This is a genomic window from Spirosoma migulaei (assembly GCF_054776855.1).
Window position 1 is genome coordinate 387,325 of record NZ_BAAHBG010000033.1, and the last position, 19,541, is coordinate 406,865.

Below are 19,541 nucleotides of genomic sequence, written 5' to 3' on the forward strand. Positions count from 1 at the left end.
ATTCCATTAAGTAACGAATTTTAGATTTACCCCCTGTTGATTAATAAACCTTAACGCGCCAGCGCCAGTGCTAAACTGTGTAACTCCTGGTTGATGGAGCGTACCGATGACTGAAGTTGATTGAGCATGTTGGCCCGCGCATGGAAATCATCCGCTTTGTAATCGCCACCCTTGCCAAAATAAAGTGCCTGTTCGTCTGGAGAACTGTCGTTGAGAACATAATTCTGCCACCGTTGGCGAATGTTGTGGCTCACCGAATATTGGTTGCTATTGCTGAACACCTTCTCATTCAGTACATACCACACAAAAGGTGGATAAATGGACGACTGCTGATTTTGTTGCCAGACGTCAGTCAATAAGTTGCGTTCATGACTCAGGTGAATCGTCCGATTCGACGAGAAAGCGGCCAACCCACCAAAACCTGCGCCAATAATTCCCCCGCCTATGCCGACTACTTTGCTGGCATTGTCGGATTGAATGAGTGTTGTGGCAACCGTTGTAGCGGCCCCCACAATAATTGATAGGAGTGTTAGCCGTCGGATGCGCTGGCTATCGTACTGATCTAAGTAGGTGCCTAATCGGTTGGCCCGTTCGCCTTCGCAGTCGAGTTCGGCGGCTACGCTGGAAATTTGCGTGGAAGCCACTAAAAGTCGGTTGAGAATTTGTTGATGTTTAACTACCTGTTCCAGGCGGGCATCGGCTTTGGGACTTGTTTCTAACGAGCTAAGTTCTCGTAGCAATGGGATAACACCAATGGCGTTGGCCATAACCAAATCATGGTGAGAATACCGTCTGGTGAGCGCCGTATCGGCTTTCAAAATGGCGTCAATATTGGCCTCTGGTAAATAGGTAGAATCGTATTTGTAGTCGACTGTTGGGTGGCAATAGGTATTCTGGGCGGTCACTTCTTTCTGATTTTGTTTCAGAGAAGTACAGGACGTAAAGCACGCAAGAACGCCAATAAACCCGGCAAACCGGGTAAGCCATACACTTAGTTTTGAACCCATAGTCGCCATACTATTTCCATTCATCATCTAGCACAAATATGCCATCTGGCAGGCTCATTGCCAACATATATGGAGCTATCAGTAGAAAACCTTTGGGTCTGGGGCGAGGTTTATTACCTGTTTTATAGGGAGACCAGAGCAATAACAACCAAGCGCTCTACCAGTAATCGACAACAAATCAGGCAGGAAATGGCACAAGACAATCAAACGGGATCGGTAGCAACCGATAGCAAGGAAATCGTGCTGGCCTTCGTACAAGCGATCAATGACGAAGATTTTAAGGCCGCCAGACGTTTGGCGAGCGATGCGATGACGTTTAAAGGTGTCCTTGGGTCGCGGGAGGGCGGTGACGCTTATATCCAGGACATGGAAAAGATGAAGTTAACGTATGCCATCCAGAAGGCATTTGCCGATGGCGATGATGTCTGTCTGCTCTATGATCTCACCATGTCGGGTAAAACGATATTCGGTTGTGGTTGGTACCATGTTTCGGACGGAAAAATAGACTCCCTCAAAGTCCTGTTCGATCCCCGGCCTTTTCTTTAGATAGATTTTTTAACCACAGAGGCACGGAGAACACAGAGAAAAATTTATCTTCTCTGTGTTCTCCGTGCCTCTGTGGTTAAAAACCTATTTGAATCACTGCCCAACCAGCGCTAGTTTTTTACCGTCAGCATCAATGGCCAGCCGGGTCAGTTGCTTAACACCTACCGAACTGAAATCGGCTAGTTGTGTCCAGCTCTGACCACTTTTCGGATTGAGTTGATACAGGATTGCCCCCTGACCCATCAGTATTGTACCATCCGGCGTCCAGACGAAATCTTCACTGCCAGTTAGGGTTGGGGCAATGGTTGTGATCTGGTTCGTTTTTAGATCGAGTTGCTTGATTTCCCACTCGGTGGAGGTCCGTTTATGAACAAAACTCAACGCGTTTTTGCCCGGAATTTTATGGAGCGATCGTCCAATATTACCTTCAATTCGGGTGGTATCGCCGGTACTGACGTGGGCCAGTTGGAGTGAATTCGGTTTACCCAGAATGAACAGAGCCAGCCAGTCGGGCGTGAGCCAGCAATGATAGCCTACGGGTTTCACGTTTGTGAGAATCAGCGTTGGTTCGCCGGTGCCTGAGATCGGGAATTTCCACAAGCGCTGCGTTTTGTCCATCTCCATCCGAATGACGGAGAAGTAAGCCTTATCGGGCATGACCGTGGGTGAATATTCGCCTTCGGGTGTTTTAGTGAGTTGCGTAGTTGCCTTTGATTGAAGATCATAGCGGTAGATATCGGTTTGCCCATCGTCGTGCATGGAGGTAAACAGCACACTCTTCCCATCGGGCGTAAACGAAGGCTGATTGTCGTAGCCCTTACGCTGGGTCATGTTTACCGCTTTGCTTACCAGCGTAGGCCGGTTTTTAGGTGTCAGATCAACCAGAAAAATATCGGCATCGGGAGGGCCCTGGCCAAACGTGGCGATGGCGCTAAGTAGTGAAATTGGCAGGCTAATGCATTGGAAAACAGATGACAGACCGAGCGTCTTGTCAATGAAGTTTTTGAGGAGTAGCATAGTTTGTTTATTTCAGGTTGTTTGTCAGGTAAGCTCGTCATTTTTTTTGTGTATTCCATTTGCTTATCCTTCATTCCGATTTATGATAGCCGTTGAGGGGGGGATGCCCCTACCTTTACGGCGTACTTTGATGAGCCAGCCATGCCGGTATCTGCCGTGTAATGGGCTGGCTCCCAATGAAATGATAACGACAGATATTTGCATAATAGGCGCGGGTCCGGTGGGCCTGTTCGCCGTTTTTGAAGCCGGTTTATTGAAAATGCGCTGCCACCTGATTGACGCCTTACCCCAGGTCGGTGGGCAGCTTTCAGAGATTTATCCGCAGAAGCCAATCTATGATATTCCCGGTTATCCGGCCATTAACGCCCAGGTGCTGGTCGATAATCTGATGGAGCAAATTGCCGCGTTCAACCCCGGCTTCACACTGGGCGAACGCGTTGAAGGACTTGATTGGCAAAGTGACGGTTCGTACATCGTAACAACCAATGAAGGAACCGCTGTCCATTGTCAGGTGGTCGTTATTGCGGGGGGACTGGGTTGTTTTGAACCGCGTAAACCTGAAATTACTAATCTGGAGCGGTTTGAAGGTAAGGGTGTTGCCTATATGGTAAAGAATCCGGAACAGTTACGGGATCGTCGGGTGGTGTTGGCCGGTGGGGGCGACTCGGCTCTCGACTGGGCAGTTTTTCTGGCCGATGTTGCCAGCGAAGTCACGCTGGTGCATCGGAGCGATACGTTCCGGGGCGCTCCTGACTCGGCCGAAAAAGTGTTTAATCTGGCCAGTCAGGGACGAATCAATCTAGTGCTGCAATCGACTATCACGAGCATCAATGGCAATGGGCATTTGCAGGAGGTGAGCATTACGGCCAAAGACAAAACCGTAACCACGCTGCCTGCCGATCACCTGATTCCGCTCTTCGGCCTGACGCCCAAACTCGGCCCCATCGCCGATTGGGGCCTTACGATTGATAAATCGGCTATTCATGTCGATACGACGGATTACTCCACGAATGTTGAACGCATTTACGCCATCGGCGATATAAACACCTACCCAGGTAAGTTAAAGCTGATTCTGTGCGGTTTCCACGAAGCTGCACTCATGTGCCAAAGCGCCTTCCGATACGTTCACCCCGACCAAAAACTGAGTTTCAAATACACAACCGTTAACGGTGTTCCTACGTTTTGAAAGGTCACTTAGTAGTCATTCATCGTCATTCATGGTGTCAATCAGAAAGGCCATCAATTACAACTAAATGACGATCAATGACCACTTGATGACAAGTAAATACCATGATCCAATTCACCATAGAAGACCGTACCGGCGACCGACAGCCGATCGAAATTCCTGAGGGCATTAACCTGAGCTTGATGGAAGTTCTGAAAGCGTCGGACTATACTATTCTGGCCACCTGTGGGGGTATGGCGCTCTGTGCCACCTGCCACGTCCAGGTGTTGAATGGGCTGGATGCATTGCCCGCTCCGCAGGATGCCGAGTTAGATATGCTCGACACCTTACCCGACGCCGACGCCGATAGCCGGTTGGCTTGCCAGATTCGGATTGATGAATCAGTGGAGGGCGCAATTTTTAGAATCAAGAGCGACGAACCCGTGTAGGTGGATCAGTTTTTAGTTTGTAGTTTGAGGTTTGAGGTTGGCTGACGCGAGAATAGTGTGCGTCAGCCAACCTCAAACCTCAAACTACAAACTAAAAACCAGTTCGACTTATAGCACAATAGGGCTGATTTGTAGAATTTTATTTCTCCGATCGAGCAGAATAGGAAATAATATGCTTAGTTTGAGTCGTTCAGTTAATTGGCTCATTCAAGCATAGTCTTCTTCATTCAGCAGCCCATGAAAACGCTTACCTTCTTCTGCCTAACGCTAGGCTTTTTTCTTACTCAAACTACTCGTTTACAAGCCCAATCCTTCTCCCTGGAAGCCGTAAAAAGCTACCCGTTTCCAACTGAATTGACGAGTTCGGCAACGGGGTCGCGCATTGCGTGGGCGTTCGCGGAACAGGGCAAACGCAATGTGTATGTGGCCGAAGGGCCAGACTTTACGCCCCGAAAACTCACCAATTATACGGACGATGATGGACAGGAAATCACTAGTCTGTCCATCTCCAGCGATGGGAAATGGGTCGTTTATGTCCGCGGGGGCGATCATGGTTCCAACTGGGACGATGAACTGCCGGTAAATACCACGTCCTCGCCCGTTTCGCCCAAAGTGCAGATCTGGAGTGTGCCCTTTGCGGGTGGCGAACCGAAAGCCATTGCCGAGGGTGATGCGCCCGTTATCTCGCCGAAAAGTGATCGGATTGCATTTATAAAAGGTGGTCAGATTTGGGTTTCGCCGATGGATGCTTCGTCGGCAGCAAAAGCACTCTTCAACGCACGCGGTACAAATAGCTCCATCGAATGGTCGCCCGACGGGGCGAAACTGGCCTTTGTCTGTGATCGAAAAGATCACGCGTTTGTAGGTGTGTTTACCGATGAAAAAACACCGATCAGCTGGATTGCACCGTCGTTCTCAAAAGATGATTCGCCCCGTTGGTCGCCAGATGGAAAACGGCTTGTATTTGTTCGTACACCCGGCACGGGTGGTGCCCCCGATTCTATTCTTGTTCGTAGACATCGCCCCTGGTCTATCTGGACCGCCGACGTAGCCTCAGGAATCGCGTCACCACTCTGGCAGGCCCCTAAAACGCTGGCCGGTTCGGTACCCAGTACGCATGGGGGCTTTAATCTCCACTGGGCGGCTGGTGATCGAATCGTCTATTTGTCTTATGAAGACGGCTGGCCGCATCTGTATTCGATTGCATCGACCGGTGGCGCACCCTTGTTACTAACACCGGCTCCGTTTATGGCCGAGCATATTACCTTGAGTCATGATGGGAAATGGCTGGTATTCAGTGGTAATACGGGCCCGGATAAATTAGACATCGACCGGCGGCACGTTGTACGCGTTCCCGTCGATAAAGCCGCGATGGAAGTTGTTACGCCTGGCGCTGGGCTGGAATGGATGCCGGTTGTGACGGGCGATGGTGCCACCATTGCCATGATTAGCGCTACCGCGCAACGCCCTCCCTTGCCAACGGTCATGGCGTTTACGAAAGGTACGCCCAAAATTCTTGCTCAGAATCTGGTGCCTGCCAGTTTTCCGCAAAACCAGTTAGTAACCCCGAAGCAAGTTGTTTTTAAAGCACCAGATGGGATGACGGTACATGGCCAGCTCTTTGAACCCGTTGGTGGAGCTGGTAAGAAACCCACGCTCATTTATGTGCATGGTGGCCCACCACGCCAGATGCTGCTGGGCTGGAATTATTCGGATTATTATGCCAACTCATACGCGCTCAATCAATACCTGGCCAGTCAAGGCTTCGTGGTCTTATCGGTTAATTATCGGCTGGGCATTGGGTATGGCTACGGCTTTCATCAGCCTGCCGACGGTGGGGCATTGGGGGCGTCAGAATACCAGGACGTTCGGGCGGCTGCTGTCTGGCTCTCGGAACAACCGCAGGTCGATCCCGCTAAAATTGGTATTTACGGTGGATCGTACGGCGGTTACCTAACGGCCCTGGCGCTCGCCCGCGATTCTAAACTCTTTGCCGCGGGCGTCGATATCCACGGTGTGCACGACTGGAGCCAGCAACGGGGAGCCGGCGGAGAAGCCTCAACCGGCCGGTTTGAAAAAATCCCTGATCTGGAGATCGCCAATAAAATTGTGTACCAATCCTCGCCCATTTCGTCGATTAGTAACTGGACATCGCCCGTGCTGATCATTCATGGTGACGACGACCGAAACGTACGTTTCAACCAGAGTACCGACCTCTTTCGGCGGCTCGACAAGCAGGGTGTACCCATGGAAACCCTCGTCATTGTCGATGATACCCACCACTGGATGAAGCACACCAACGCGCTGAAAATGGGGAACGCCACCGCCGAGTATTTTAAGCGGAAGCTGATGAAGCTGAAGCAGTAACTAATTAAGTTTGAGGTTTAGCGTGGTGTCAGTTTCTTAAAACTGATACAGCAAGGTTTCTCAAAACCTTCTGAGATCTACACGCGGTTTTAAGAAACCTCGCTGTGTCGGGTTTAAGAACCCGACATCACGGAGAGATTGAAACTTTGAACCTGAAACTTGAAACACCCCTCCCTTCTTAACTATTCAATCAACTAACTTCATGCAACTCTTTACGAACAAACGACTTGGTCGAATAGGCTCATTGGCGATAGCCGGGCTTATGCTCGGTAGCTCATCGCTTCGGGCACAACAGCCCGGAACGCCGGACCGTGACGACACCTACAATCAGAAAATCAAGGAATACACGGCGGATAAGCGGTTTCTTCCAGCGTCTGTACTGAATCTTCCTGATGATCCGAAAGTGCCGTCTCCGCTCAAGCATTTTGGCCAGATTATCATACAATAGAATGCTGATAGTTATGGTTTTTCTGATCAGTTATGGTCTTGTATGATCTTGATAATCAGCGTTCTATTAACCCTCCTCTCTATGCTAACAACTCGTAGTTTCTGGCTTAAATTTTTCGAAGTACTGTGCCTGATCGTTGTGCTGATCGGGTTGATGCAAACCGTTGAATCGCTGTCGCGCTGGCAATTTGAGACCGTGAACGACTGGGCGAAATCATTGCCAATGCTGGCCAGTATGCTGGTGGTTAGCTTCGGGATAGCCTACGGCTGGGAGCGTAGCGGGAAAGGCGAACAGCTTCATGTTCTGTTTCAAACCATCATAGCGTTTTACGTTGCCTATTCGGTTACAGGCTATGGAGCAGCCAAAATTCTGAAAACGCAGTTTCAGCCGCCCAATTATGTCCTCGAAACGCCTATCAAAGAGCTGAGCGGGTTTTGGTTAACCTGGACCTATTACGGCTATTCGCAGACAATGGCCTATATTCTGGGCTGGACCCAAATTATAGGGTGTATTCTGCTCCTGTTTCGACGTACCCGGCTGATTGGTGTTTTTGTTCTGCTGCCCGTTATGGTCAACATCGATCTGATCGATCACTTCTACGAAATCTCTCCGCTGGCCTACTATAACGCGCTGCATTACACGTTCCTGCTGTTTTTCCTGCTGGCCTTGGATTATTATAAATTGAAGGCTGCGTTTCTGTCGTATCATGAAAACGTTAGCCTGAATGGGAGGACAATCCTCCTTAATGTCGTTCGGGTGTTGGTAATTGGATTATCGTTCTGGCGGATCGCTAGTCTGCGGGATTCCTTTGAACCGAAGACGAAACTCAACGGCGTCTGGCAAGTGGAAACCATGGCTCGAAACCACAAGGTTGTGTCAGCCGCAACACCTCAGGATTCGGCCTGGTCGAAGATTTACTTTGAGTGGCGTTATGGTTGTTTATTCAAATACAATCCAGATCGGTTTCAGAAGCAGGATTTGCACGGCATGTATAAACTGGATGAGAAACTGAAAACGCTCAGCGTCGATTTTCCAAAAACAAACGGTGAGCCGGGCGATTCACTTCGGGTGAACTATACCTTATTGAACGACAGCACGCTAACGATGCAGGGACGTTATAAGCAGGATTCACTAACGCTGAAGCTGAGGAAACTAATTTGACGTTATTTTTGAGAAAGTCTGAAGTTCGGCGGAGTCTCCAGACTCCGCCGAACTTAACTGACAGCCAGACATCAATCACTCAACGTAATGTTCAATCCCTTCCGAAGCGTATTCTGAATCTCCGCGACTTTGTCAGTGTGTCTGATTAATGCATCGATCTCTTCAGCAGGTGCGTTGGCAACCACATTGGCTTTGTAATGGAAGTTTGTTCCGGGTTCACCTTCTGCGCCAAACTCGCCTGTACACACAACTTCCACTTCCGATACGCTTATCTCTCGTTTAGCCGCTTCCCGGTAGATGTCGTTACAAAAGCAGGTGGCAAGAGCGAGCAGGAGAAGTTCTCCGCCATTCACAGAAGACCCATAGCCTGAGGATTTCGCTGGGATTTCAACGACTTTGGAATCATCGTTTGTTTGCACTACTGCTTCATGATGGTGAAACGTGTTTTTGACTGTGGCAGCTAGTTTCATACTCGTTCAGGATTCTCTTAACTGTTCATAATGAAGGGCCAGAACACCACAATCAAACGGTTTGGTTTCAACAAGTTTTAGCCTGGCCCTGCCCGTTATGTTTTTAAATAGAGGCATACCTTGCCCTAGAATAACTGGATTGACAAATAACCAGAACTCGTCAATTAGCCCCTGATTTAATAATGATTGAGAAGCCCCCGGACTTCCGAAAATTAAAATGTTTCGTCCTTCCTGCTGCTTTAATTTGTGTATATGGTCAGAAAGGTGATCGCTAATCACGGTGGTGTTGGTTAAACCCGTTTCGCTCATTGTTTTCGACAGCACAACCTTGGGTACTTTGTTGTACCAACTGCTGTGTTCAATGTCGTGCCTGCTCGCATTGGGTTGATCGGCGGCTGTGGGCCAGTATGCCTGCATCATCTCATAGGTTACCCGACCATAGAGCGCTGTATCTGCCTGCTCAGTCATGGTGCCTACAAAGTCAAACAGCACATCGTCCAGATTTATCCAATCCATTTCTCCGTTTGGGCCTGCCACAAAACCGTCGAGGGAGGTGTGCATAAAAAAAAGTAACTTTCTCATGGGGTATAGGGCTGATGGTAATTACAATTAGATTTTACACCAGACTTCCTTTGGTTAAGGTGGCGTGTAAACTGTTCTGCTGAGCTTCGGCAGGCATCTGACTGGCAAATGGCGCATCGGCAATCGTTTGGACACTTAATTCACCACCTAGACACGTCTGGTAAAAGGTCATAACCTCACGGCAGCTGCCGTTGACATTCAGATACGCATTAAGTTGTGTCGTGATTGGGTTGGTTAGTTTCTGTTGACCTGGTAGTAGAGCCCTACAACCCCGGAGTTAAACGCTTTGGACTTGATGAGTGTCAGCTTTATTGGATCAATGCCGTTTTTAAACAAGGGTTTCCCAGTACCTAAAACAATGGGTTCCAGTTTAATGCGGTATTCGTCAACCAGATTCAACTCTGTTAAAGCAGCAGCAAAGGCTGCCCCACCAAAGGTGATCATATCCCCACCGGGCTGTTCTTTTAAGTACGCAATCTCATCGGTAAGCTCCCGTTCTGCCAACCGACAATTCGTCCAGCCAACCGTTTTTAGTGATTTCGAAAAGACTACTTTGGGCGTATTGTTCATCCAGTTGCCAAAGTCAACCAGCTCGTCCGGGAGGTCTGGATTCTCGGGAACAGACGGCCAGAAGCCCGCAAACCCCTCGTACAGTATCCTGCCAACCAACATGGTATCTACCGTACTCAGAAAGTCGGATGCCAGGTATTTGCCCATGTCATCATCGTTTCGGGTCATCCAATCCTGCTCACCATTGGGGCCACATACGAAGCCATCGAGCGATACGTGCATGAATAAAATCACTTTTCTCATAATACTTTTAGTTGACTTGATTTCTGGTTTGATATAGGCAAATGTACTGGTATTTGTCGATGAAGAGAGGGGGTAAATACGTCAATTTAAGGGTTGATTCCGACACCATTTTTCGCTATTTTTGGTCTATGAAACAGATATCGATCCTAATCCCAAAAGGTGCTATTTTAGGTAGTCTAGAAGGCACTCGCCAATTGTTTTCGGAAGTAAATAATTTTTTTAGAATGAGGGGTGAAAATCCCTTATTCAATGTGCAATTAGTAGGCCTTTCTAAAGAAACTCCTATAAGCGGAGGCTTATTTACTGTCCATGCAGATTTACTATTAAATGAAGTAGAAAAAGCAGATTTAATTGTTATCCCGGCGCTCGATGGTGATCTGAAAATTGCAATAGAAAACAACCGGGAGTTTATTCCCTGGATTGTCAACCAATATGAAAATGGCGCAGAGATAGCCAGCCTTTGTGTAGGCGCTTTTTTACTGGCTTCAACAGGCTTACTTAAAGGTCGAAAATGCGCGACACACTGGCTGGCGGAAAATCAGTTCAGGCAATTTTTCCCGGATGTAGATTTAGTGACGGAGAAAATTATTACCGATGAATATGGCATTTATTCGAGTGGAGGAGCTTTTTCCTACCTGAACCTTATTTTATACTTAATTGAGAAATATGCCGGACGGGATATCGCTATTCTGGCTGCCAAGGTATTTGCTATAGAAATAGAACGGGATAATCAATCGTCCTTTACCATTTTTCAGGGCCAGAAAGAGCATGAAGATGAGCCGATAAAAAAAGCGCAGGAATTTATTGAGCAGAATTTCCAGGATAAAATATCGGTAGAGGATTTGGCATCTAAATTTGCTTTGGGAAGACGAAATCTGGAACGAAGATTTAAAAAAGCGACTTCCAATACGGTTGCTGAATATATGCAACGGGTTAAGATGGAAGCTGCTAAAAAAAGTCTGGAAACGGGAAGGAAAACAGTCAATGAAATTATGTATGATGTTGGCTATTCTGACACTAAAGCATTCAGAACCATATTTAAAAAAATAACAGGTCTAGCCCCCATTGATTATCGTAATAAATACAATAGAGAAATGATAGCGTAGTAGTCAGATAACCGCGTTAATTTATTAAACACAGAGTCACAGAAATCACAGAGAAAACTAGTTCTCATGAATGACATCTCTGTGCTCTTTGTGGCTCTGTGTTTAATAAATAAAATGGGTTCTTACCGATGCAGGAAGTGTCGCAAAAAGTCATCCTTATAACTTCGGCTTAGGGGAATTAACTGTGGGCCAATGCTTACCTCCGCTTCATTAAACGAATCTACTTTGTGGATATTGACAGCATAGGAACGATGAATACGAACCAGCTCGGGCTGATTGATCCGTTCCAGAATACCACTCAAGGTAAGTCGAAGTACGTACTTACGGCCCGTGGTGTATAGGGTCGTATAGATATTATCAGCCTCTAAATACAGTAGGTCGCTGAGGTTGACTTTAACGAACTGATAGTTCTGCTTGATAAACAGATAGTCATTGATTTGCAGAATGGCTTCCCGTCCCAGTACATCACGTTCTGATGGCGTGATTACGGGTTGGTTGGCTGGAGTGGGCGTAGCACGGGCTGTAAAGTTGTGGATAGCCAGTTCAATGGCGGTTCGAAGACTATGCAATTGATACGGTTTATTGACATAAGCCGCCGGGTAGGTTTGCTTGGCCCGATCCAGGGTTTCCCGATCAGTCAGGGCGGTTAGGTAAATGACAGGTACAGGTCGCTCGGCCACCAGGTGTTGAACCGTTTGAATGCCATCCCAATCGCCCTTGATCGTGATATCGCACAGCAGTAGATCAACGGGTTGCCGTTTGAATAGATCCAGAGCTTTACGGCCATTATTAGCAGTGCCAACTACGTCGTATCCTTCATCCTCCAGGCTATCACTCAATTCCATCGCGAGGATGGGTTCATCTTCAACAATCAGGATTTTTACGCGTTCATCCGGGTTCATAACGAGCTAATTAACAGGATTCATACCTGCCATTCTGTAAAATAAAGGTTACTGAAGTACGCTTATACTTGTGGGCGAATGGTAGGCATGTGTAACCGGAACAAGGTTCCATTCTGTTTGAGTAACTCAAAATGCCCTTCGAGTTGTTCACTAAGTGAGGCAATCAGGCGTTTGCCAAAGGAAGACCGATTGCCTTGTTGCTGCCAGTCGGCCACCTCAATACCCGGTCCGTTATCCTGCACTTCTAATGTAATACCCGGATGCGCCGAATCCGATTGTCGTCGTAAGTCGATGCGTAGTAGTGGGCGTTTCCCATTGGTCTTGCTGTAGGCATATTTAAATGCGTTGGTAACCAGTTCATTAACGATCAGCCCTAATGGCATGGCCATATCCACATCCAGTTCCTGTAGCTCAATATTGAGTTGCAGATCGAACTCGTCGGCAGAGTAATCGTAGGCCCGCATCAGGCTTTCCGACAAATCAGTCAGGTAATCGCGCATGTTCACCGTTGTTACTTCGTCAGTCTGATAAAGCCGCTGATGGATAAGCGACATGGCTTCTACCCGCTGCTGGCCTACCCGCACGGCCTGAATGGCCTTTTCGTCGTCCATCCGGTTCGATTGCAGCTTCAGCAGGCTGGACACAATGGCCAGGTTATTTTTGACCCGATGGTGCAACTCTTTCATCATCAGGGTTAACTGAACAGACTGCTGGGTAATTTTCTGCCGACTTTGCCGGACCCGTTCATATAACCAGTACAGTGTTCCCAGTAGAATAGTCAGGATTACTAAGCCACCTGCGCCTGCCCAAAGCTGGCGGGTTTGCCGGGCATTTGTAGCAGCTAGCTGCCGGATATTTTCTTCTTTTTCGCGGGTCTGGTAGCGCGTTTCCAGTTCCGCAACCTGTCGGTTTTTCGTTGCGTTAAATACACTGTCGTGGCTGGCCATCTGCCGTTTATAGAAGGTAAGTGCCTTCTGGAAGTCACCTCGTTTTTCCCAAATTCGGCTTAAGTGGCTGTTTATGTCTTCCTGCATGGCATACTTCTCTGTCCCGGTTTTTTCCGACCATGCCAGTGCCCGATAACAGGCTTGCTCGGCTTCGTCTAATTTGTTCTGCGGAATTAGTGCGTAGGGAATGCTGGCGTCTACATAGCCTTGTAATAGCTCATCGTTTTCGGTTTTAGCATAGGCCATCACCTGCCGGAATGCCTGCTCAGCGCGGGCATATTGACCCATGTTTTTATACAGTAACCCCGCGTTGAAGAGATTGCCATAATACGTTTGCCACTCTTTTTTAGCTTTGTAATAGGCTAATACTTTCTCCATATTGGCATAGGCTGATGCGTACTGCTTGCTTTGGCTATCAATGTTGACCAATTCGCTATAAAACTCAGGTAAAAGCTGCTCCAGACCGAATTGTTGAGCAGTGGCCAGACCTTGCTGAATGTAATGACGAGCCTCTTTAATATTATTAAGCCGATTATAGCAAAAGCCGATAAAGTGAAACGTTCGGGTATAAAGACGATGATCGCCAGCTGCTTTAAAAGCAGTCTGCGCTTTTTGGTACGCTTCAATGGCCGGGCCAAAATCGCCGGTTGATTCATACCATAAACCCATTTTACGGTAACTCATCCCGGTCGACTTACTATCATCACCTGACTGGGCAATCGTCAGGGCTTGTTCATATAGTTTTTTCGCGGGAATAAACTGACTGGCATTGATCAGAGAATCACCTGTATGCCAAAGTACGCGCAGTTTGGTTGAATCAGGGGCGTTCAACAAGGTTAGTGGTAATTCATTCTGGGCCTTTACTGTATACAGTATCACACAAAACGTGACGCTAAGTAAAAGCTTGACTAAATAATTCATAGGGCTAGGAAGGCTAATCAGAGCACTAATTTAAATCATATGCCTGTTAAGTAACATTCGGTATATATTTATTTATGCTATTTATTTAGTTCATATCGTTACCCAGCAGATTCCGGGTTATATAATTATTTGGGGCGGGGGTGATGGCTGCCATGTTAAACCCATAAACACCGGAGCTGCCTGTCCGGCAAATGCCTTATGGGCTATCAAACACGGCGATTACTTGAAGCAAAATATGGCCCGGGCACTCAAGGGACAATCCTTAAAGCCCTTCTCTTCCAGTGGATTGGGGTAGTTTGCCAGTTTTTGGTGTTGGGCGGGGGGGATTGCAGAAGTATATGGCTTCCAGCTTACAGGGTTGGTGGCCTTGTTAATGCGGTGGTTTGCCTTTAACTACGTTATGCCTTCGCGGAAAGTGATGCTCCGAGGAGTAGGCGATTGGTTTTTCCTGGCTTTCCATGGCCAGTGAAAAGGCTTGCGGTTAAAGGAAGAAGGGACTACTGGAAAAAGTGAAGTGGAAACAGATCTTAAGTCCGTATTGATCCTATAAGTCAAGGGCGTTTGATGTACTTTGGGGGTACCTGTTCGGTTAGCCAAACCCCATTGGCCGATAGGTAGAATTCTATATTGTCCTTACTCATCTGTTCTGCGTCGATTTCTAAAACAACAGGTACCCCATGTCTTTGGCCAACTTTATAGGCTGTTTCACTATCGCTGCTCAAATGAACATGGTGTCTTTTTCGCTTCTCCAACCCCATTCGAAGAATGTAGGTAACAGAAGTGCTACCGGTTCCATGATATAGTAATTTGGGCGGCAATTCGGCCTTGTAGCCCAGTTCTACTTCAACAGAATGACCTTGATTGGCTCGAATTCTGGTTTTATCATCATTAAAGGAAAATCGCTTCTTATTATTCGTGTCTACAACATGATCTAACGTAGGTCTGTCAATCTGTGCTTTGCTCAGGAGTGTGTCAACATCTGTCCAGCCATTGGTATCCAATTCGATTCCAAGTAAGGTGGGGCGGTGCCTGAGCACTAAGCTTAATAGTTTACTGATTCGGGTATTTTCTTTTTCGCTTATCATAGCCGTAAGCACGTTTAAACTGAAGCCTTATCGCTTAAACTGCGTCAGAATATATTCGTAAAAATACGCCACATTCACGTCCGTCGCGATTTTTAGTTCGTAGCCGCTTTCATCCAGATACGTTTGTCCGGCGTTAGGGGGGCGGGTGCTTACGTTTGCTTTCACCGTTTCGGTGGTGAATTGCTCGGGCATGGCTAAGTAGCTGGTGGCCAGAATGTCCCACATGAAATAGGTGTAATGATAACTCGGAATCGTATCGAGCGTAAGTGCCCAGAGTTGACCCGTCAGGTTGGATAGCGTATAGTCGATCTGCGTGGCCAGCGTAGACAGGAACTTCTTCGTGACAGGCACATGATTCGTCACGTCCAGGGGAATCAAGGTTAAGGGCAGTTCATAGGAAACCAGTTTCTGTGAGCTGATCGGGTCCCAGAACACATTCCATTCGGCACTACCATCGTGTTGAAACGTCTGCACGTTTCCGGTGGTTCGAAAGGCGCCCGCCATCCAGACAATCTCTTCGATTTTTGCTTTTAATTCGGGCGCCTTTTCGAGAGCCAGTACCAGATTGGAGCAGGGGCCGGTCATCAGAATCGTTACTTTTTGAGTAGCCGATGATAGTTTGTTGATGAGTAACTCAGGCGCACTCGGGTAAGCATACGGGTCGGGTGATTTCGGCAGGTTAATCAGCAGGGGTAAAGCATTGATGATTTCGGGGCGTGCCCGCCATTCGCTCGGAAACGCATTGATGCCATAGTAATCACCACGCCCTAACGCCACCTGTTCCTGCCCCATTATCTGGAGGAGTTTATAAGTCGATTCAAGGGCGGGTTCAATGTAACAATCGGCGGGCGTGACCGTAACGCCGATCAATTTAGTGTCGGGCATGGTGAGTACCAGCAACTGAGACAGTAAGTCGTCAATTGCACCGTCATGATCCATCAGAACGAGTTTAGGCATATAGAACGCGGATTATTATGATTTTTAAGATTAATGGGCCGCCGATGCGATTATGATTTCCTGCCTCTGTTTCCTCGATCTGTATTCTCGCAGGTCGCTTATTTTAATGGCAGTATACGCGCTCATTTTTGCAGAAGCAAGCGGATTTACAATTTGACGGCTACCACTACGCCAGTGGCCCAGTTTAACTGGCTGATTCGCAGATCGTTTCTCGCTTCCAGATGCGCCAACAAATCAGTTGCTTTCTGCTCATGGCCGACGGGCCAGTTTGGCTGAGGAAGCATGTCATCAATCAAATAAAATCCACCTGGTTTTAACAAGGCCAGTGTTTCGTCTAAAAGCAGGTATTTTCCTGGCCAGGTGTCGGCAAAAATATAATCAAATGCCTGATCGCCAGCAGCTTTAAGCCATTCTCCTCCATCTGCATTAATAAGCTGTAGACGGGCGTCTTCGCTCAGATAATGTCGGGCAATGTCCAGACAAGCTGAATCATTATCAACTGAGAGTAAGGTTGATTGTTGATCCATTCCAGCCAGAATCCAGGCGGTTGCCAACCCTGTGCCCGTACCTAATTCCAGGAACTTTCCGGAGGGTTTGCTGGCTGCGAGCGTGCTGAGTAAGGCGCAGGTGAGTGGGTCAGATGCCATGGAAAATCCCGCTTCCTGCGTTGCTTTTAAAATGGCTTTATATGGAACTGGCCATACATTTTCGTTTCCTTGAGTCATATAGTTCCTGTTTGATTATCAATTTCTGATAGGTGTTTGCAAAAGTAGATTTAGCTAACTTGGCCCACATGTCAGAAAAGGACAATGTTTTGTTTGTATCGGCCACGGGGCGAAAACCCGTAAGCTGTGCTTCGATCACAGCCCAGAAACCGTCTTTTGTGTATCATGAGGAGTTAGGTCGGTTTCATTCCGATTGGCATCAGCACCCCTGGAGCGAGTTTATCTACGCCGAAAATGGGTTTGTTCACCTTCATGTGGCGGGTAAAAAGATGGTATTGCCCAGTTGGTACGGTGCCTGGATTCCTCCTGATACGCTTCATGAAATCTGGTCTGACAGTCCTGCTCTGCATATGCGGGCAATCTGTTTTTCAACAGATGAAACGAGCATACGTCATGAGTTGGCCGTATTTCCGGTTTCGCCTTTGCTGAAGGAGATGATGCGGTATACGGAGAAATGGAATCGGGTAGATCAGGCTGATTTTCAGGAAACTACGTTTCTATATGCCTTGCAAAATCTCCTGCCAGAAGAGATGACAAAATCCATACAGGTTTGCCTCCCTTCTACGAGTCATGTGAAACTGGGCCAGTTACTGAACTATATACAACAGCACCTACACGAAAAAATCAGTATCGAACGTCTGGCTCACCAGTTCGGATTCTCGGTTCGCACATTGAGCCGTTTGTTTACGCAAGAGTTAGGGGTTTCCTTTTCCAGCTACTGCAAACTGGCCCGGATCATGAAGGCTCTGGAATTGATGGAAACTGAAAATAACAACGTTTCGGAAATAGCCAGCGCGGTTGGCTACGAAAGCCTGGCAACGTTCAGCAACAACTTTCTTGAAATCTGCGGGAATCGACCGATTTACTTTATTAATCAAAAAAGAGGCCAACGATGAATAGAACCGCTCTGGGGGCTGATTTTAAGAGAAATTATGACTGGTTTATTGAGTCACAGATACGCCATATCTCTCAGATATGGCGTATCTGTGACTCAATAAACCAGTCACTTTTTGCCTTCTGCATGCTTTTTTAGCAATGCTAATGTGTGTTCCAGCGCCTTGGTGTCGCCCCATTCATCGTGGCCGGGTACTACAATTTTAGCAGCCCCAAATTGCTTGATTACATGTTGAACGGAGCCTGCCCACGCATTCAGGTTTGCATCGGCGAGGTTCCCCATCCCGAAGGCCGCTACACTTTTTATCAGACAACCTCCGTGCAAAATCCTCTGATTGGGCAACCAGACAACAATGTTGTCGCTGGTATGCCCCTGGCCCGGGAAGTAACAGCGAATCGGCTCCTGACCAATGGTGAAGGTTGTATCATTGGGCAAAATACCCTCTGGCGATTCGTAGCCGAGCTTAACGGATTTCTTGGCAGTTAATGGCGTGCTAATGGTCCGGATACCCGCTTTACGGAGTTCACGGATGCCCCCAACGCGGTCTTCGTGCGCATGAGTGACAATGCATAACCGAACGGGCTGGTGCAGGTTAGTGGCAACCCATTGAAGCAAATCCCGTGTATTGTCGGTGTTGGTGTCGGTATCCCAACCGGTATCAACCAGCACAACTCCGTTTTTGGTATTAATAATCAATCCATTAGAAGGGACAGCTGTGTTGCGGTAAATGCCGTAAGTTGTATGAACGTACACTCGATCATTGAGCGGTGTAACCGTCAGCTTAGGCCTTTGAATTTGCTGAGCCTGTGCAACGCTCGCAAGAAATAGCAATGACAAAAAGGTGACTAAAGTGCGCATTGGTCAGCTTGAATCAGTAAAAAACGGTAAAGACAGTCCTTTGAAAATTCATCATTTCCCTGGAGCCTTGTCTTTATAAATGGTCCAGTTGGCAATCAACTTGTCTACTACTACAATACCCGTTTGGTAAGCGGCTTCCAGAGCAGGCACGTAAGCGGTATAGCGTTCGCCGACTTCTTTGCCGCCATTAGTCAGATTATCGGCAGCCGTAACGCCCGGTGGTTGCATGGTGTAGTTGCTAGCCGTTCGTAACACCAGATACCGGTTAATATCTGCCTTACCCGCATTCGTGAGCCATTGTAAGGATTGCCCGGTACCCGTATCTTCCATTGCCGATGTTACAAAATTTCCCTTCCCGCCTGTCCAGTAGCTGACCCATTTGTTAGCCCACTCGTTCAGGTATTTGCCGTGCCAGAAGGTCATGGCGGCAATGTGGTCGCCCATCATGACTCGGGGTGGTTTTTGGGCTTCAGGAAATCCCTGATAGCGAGCCCGCATTTTCTGAAGTGTTTCACTATCGGCCAGTTTGACGTCTTTGGTTAGGCCATATGCCCACTTGGCCAGGTCAGGATTTAGGTGGATCGAAACCATAAAGTCGTTGTCCTGAGCGGGCTCTTCATAGGGCTTGGCCCGGCGTAAAGGCAGATAACCCGTAGGCCACTCCTTTGGAATTTCGCGTGGGTCGATTTCGTGAGCGAGGTCACCATCTACGAGCCATTCAGCCCAAACGGCCGAACCAGCACTGCCATCTTCGGGGTCGATTCCGGCAATGCCTGCCACCAGCCAGTAGGCGTGGGACAGATCGAAGCGAGGGTCCATACCCAGGGCCATGATCGAAGCGGTAGAGCGGGCGGTTCCCATGCCTGTGCAAATACCCAGCACCTGTTTTTCAGCATTATACCGAAGATTCCGGTAGCCCTGTGGAAAGGGAATCGTTTGCGACAGCGGGACTCGTTCAACCCAATATTGAAATTCGCCGGGTCGGTCGCCCGTATCAGCGCCAATTTCGAACATGGTTACGACCACCACCTTTACGGGTATGGGTGTTGTTGGCTGGCCGTAGGTATACAGGCTGGCAAGTAGCAGGAAAGAGAGGAGTTTCATTAATGAAGTAAATTTG

At 47.9% G+C, this 19,541-nt stretch carries 21 protein-coding genes; 8 read left to right on the forward strand and 13 right to left on the reverse strand.

What is annotated here, in order from left to right; genetic code table 11:
* Positions 1–50: 50 nt before the first annotated feature.
* Positions 51–1,007 (reverse strand): hypothetical protein, encoded by a 957-nt coding sequence (locus ACYVGO_RS31410; protein ID WP_460972702.1) that lies wholly within the window; start codon positions 1,005–1,007, stop codon positions 51–53.
* Between the two features lie 69 nt (positions 1,008–1,076).
* Between ACYVGO_RS31410 and ACYVGO_RS31415 the strand changes: the two genes are divergently transcribed.
* Positions 1,077–1,553, forward strand: a complete 477-nt coding sequence (locus ACYVGO_RS31415; RefSeq protein ID WP_460972703.1) for a nuclear transport factor 2 family protein — start codon at positions 1,077–1,079, stop codon at positions 1,551–1,553.
* Between the two features lie 93 nt (positions 1,554–1,646).
* Here the strand turns inward: ACYVGO_RS31415 and ACYVGO_RS31420 are convergent, their stop codons facing one another.
* Positions 1,647–2,570, reverse strand: a complete 924-nt coding sequence (locus ACYVGO_RS31420; protein ID WP_460972704.1) for a TolB family protein — start codon at positions 2,568–2,570, stop codon at positions 1,647–1,649.
* A 181-nt stretch (positions 2,571–2,751) separates the two neighbouring features.
* Here ACYVGO_RS31420 and ACYVGO_RS31425 point away from each other — a divergent pair, with 181 nt between their 5' ends.
* The 5 genes from ACYVGO_RS31425 to ACYVGO_RS31445 all read left to right on the forward strand — a co-directional run bounded on the left by ACYVGO_RS31425 (position 2,752) and on the right by ACYVGO_RS31445 (position 8,160).
* Positions 2,752–3,756 (forward strand): NAD(P)/FAD-dependent oxidoreductase, encoded by a 1,005-nt coding sequence (locus ACYVGO_RS31425; RefSeq protein WP_460972705.1) that lies wholly within the window; start codon positions 2,752–2,754, stop codon positions 3,754–3,756.
* A 104-nt stretch (positions 3,757–3,860) separates the two neighbouring features.
* Positions 3,861–4,184 carry a 2Fe-2S iron-sulfur cluster-binding protein gene (locus ACYVGO_RS31430; protein ID WP_460972706.1) on the forward strand — a complete coding sequence of 108 codons (324 nt, stop codon included), beginning with the start codon at positions 3,861–3,863 and terminating at the stop codon, positions 4,182–4,184.
* A gap of 237 nt (positions 4,185–4,421) precedes the next feature.
* Positions 4,422–6,551, forward strand: a complete 2,130-nt coding sequence (locus ACYVGO_RS31435; protein WP_460972707.1) for a S9 family peptidase — start codon at positions 4,422–4,424, stop codon at positions 6,549–6,551.
* Between the two features lie 202 nt (positions 6,552–6,753).
* A complete protein-coding gene (locus tag ACYVGO_RS31440; RefSeq protein WP_460972708.1) occupies positions 6,754–6,999 on the forward strand; it encodes a hypothetical protein in 246 nt (81 codons plus the stop codon).
* Positions 7,000–7,080: 81 nt separating this feature from the next.
* Complete coding sequence (locus ACYVGO_RS31445; protein WP_460972710.1) at positions 7,081–8,160, forward strand: hypothetical protein; 1,080 nt, start codon at positions 7,081–7,083, stop codon at positions 8,158–8,160.
* A 71-nt stretch (positions 8,161–8,231) separates the two neighbouring features.
* Here ACYVGO_RS31445 and ACYVGO_RS31450 read toward each other — a convergent pair whose 3' ends face one another.
* The 4 genes from ACYVGO_RS31450 to ACYVGO_RS31465 form a co-directional block, all read right to left on the reverse strand.
* The gene (locus ACYVGO_RS31450) at positions 8,232–8,630 is read right to left on the reverse strand and encodes an OsmC family protein (RefSeq protein ID WP_142774532.1); all 399 of its coding nucleotides are present in this window, start codon (positions 8,628–8,630) and stop codon (positions 8,232–8,234) included.
* A gap of 6 nt (positions 8,631–8,636) precedes the next feature.
* Positions 8,637–9,212, reverse strand: coding sequence for a dihydrofolate reductase family protein (locus ACYVGO_RS31455; RefSeq protein ID WP_460972711.1), 576 nt, complete (start codon positions 9,210–9,212; stop codon positions 8,637–8,639).
* A 34-nt stretch (positions 9,213–9,246) separates the two neighbouring features.
* Complete coding sequence (locus ACYVGO_RS31460; protein ID WP_168207860.1) at positions 9,247–9,384, reverse strand: hypothetical protein; 138 nt, start codon at positions 9,382–9,384, stop codon at positions 9,247–9,249.
* 62 nt (positions 9,385–9,446) lie between these two features.
* Complete coding sequence (locus tag ACYVGO_RS31465) at positions 9,447–10,025, reverse strand: dihydrofolate reductase family protein (RefSeq protein ID WP_460972712.1); 579 nt, start codon at positions 10,023–10,025, stop codon at positions 9,447–9,449.
* A gap of 128 nt (positions 10,026–10,153) precedes the next feature.
* On the opposite strand from ACYVGO_RS31465, the gene ACYVGO_RS31470 reads away from it, so the two are divergent.
* Positions 10,154–11,131 (forward strand): GlxA family transcriptional regulator, encoded by a 978-nt coding sequence (locus ACYVGO_RS31470; protein WP_142774529.1) that lies wholly within the window; start codon positions 10,154–10,156, stop codon positions 11,129–11,131.
* A 122-nt stretch (positions 11,132–11,253) separates the two neighbouring features.
* On the opposite strand, the gene ACYVGO_RS31475 is transcribed toward ACYVGO_RS31470, so the two are convergent.
* The 5 genes from ACYVGO_RS31475 to ACYVGO_RS31495 form a co-directional block, all read right to left on the reverse strand.
* Positions 11,254–12,033 (reverse strand): response regulator, encoded by a 780-nt coding sequence (locus ACYVGO_RS31475; RefSeq protein WP_142774528.1) that lies wholly within the window; start codon positions 12,031–12,033, stop codon positions 11,254–11,256.
* Between the two features lie 62 nt (positions 12,034–12,095).
* Entirely contained in the window at positions 12,096–13,901 is a 1,806-nt protein-coding gene (locus tag ACYVGO_RS31480; RefSeq protein ID WP_460972713.1) for a histidine kinase dimerization/phosphoacceptor domain -containing protein, read from the reverse strand.
* Positions 13,902–14,452: 551 nt separating this feature from the next.
* On the reverse strand, positions 14,453–14,986 hold the full coding sequence (locus tag ACYVGO_RS31485; RefSeq protein ID WP_460972714.1) for an RNA 2'-phosphotransferase: 534 nt from the start codon (positions 14,984–14,986) through the stop codon (positions 14,453–14,455).
* Positions 14,987–15,013: 27 nt separating this feature from the next.
* Positions 15,014–15,943, reverse strand: coding sequence for a nucleoside hydrolase (locus ACYVGO_RS31490; protein WP_142774524.1), 930 nt, complete (start codon positions 15,941–15,943; stop codon positions 15,014–15,016).
* A gap of 146 nt (positions 15,944–16,089) precedes the next feature.
* Complete coding sequence (locus ACYVGO_RS31495) at positions 16,090–16,668, reverse strand: O-methyltransferase (protein ID WP_460972716.1); 579 nt, start codon at positions 16,666–16,668, stop codon at positions 16,090–16,092.
* 68 nt (positions 16,669–16,736) lie between these two features.
* Between ACYVGO_RS31495 and ACYVGO_RS31500 the strand changes: the two genes are divergently transcribed.
* On the forward strand, positions 16,737–17,564 hold the full coding sequence (locus ACYVGO_RS31500) for a helix-turn-helix domain-containing protein (protein ID WP_460972717.1): 828 nt from the start codon (positions 16,737–16,739) through the stop codon (positions 17,562–17,564).
* A 107-nt stretch (positions 17,565–17,671) separates the two neighbouring features.
* Here ACYVGO_RS31500 and bla read toward each other — a convergent pair whose 3' ends face one another.
* Together bla and ACYVGO_RS31510 are read right to left on the reverse strand one after the other, a co-directional pair.
* Positions 17,672–18,421, reverse strand: a complete 750-nt coding sequence (bla, locus tag ACYVGO_RS31505) for a subclass B1 metallo-beta-lactamase (protein ID WP_460972718.1) — start codon at positions 18,419–18,421, stop codon at positions 17,672–17,674.
* Positions 18,422–18,472: 51 nt separating this feature from the next.
* On the reverse strand, positions 18,473–19,525 hold the full coding sequence (locus ACYVGO_RS31510; RefSeq protein WP_142774520.1) for a purine nucleoside permease: 1,053 nt from the start codon (positions 19,523–19,525) through the stop codon (positions 18,473–18,475).
* Positions 19,526–19,541: the final 16 nt, after the last annotated feature.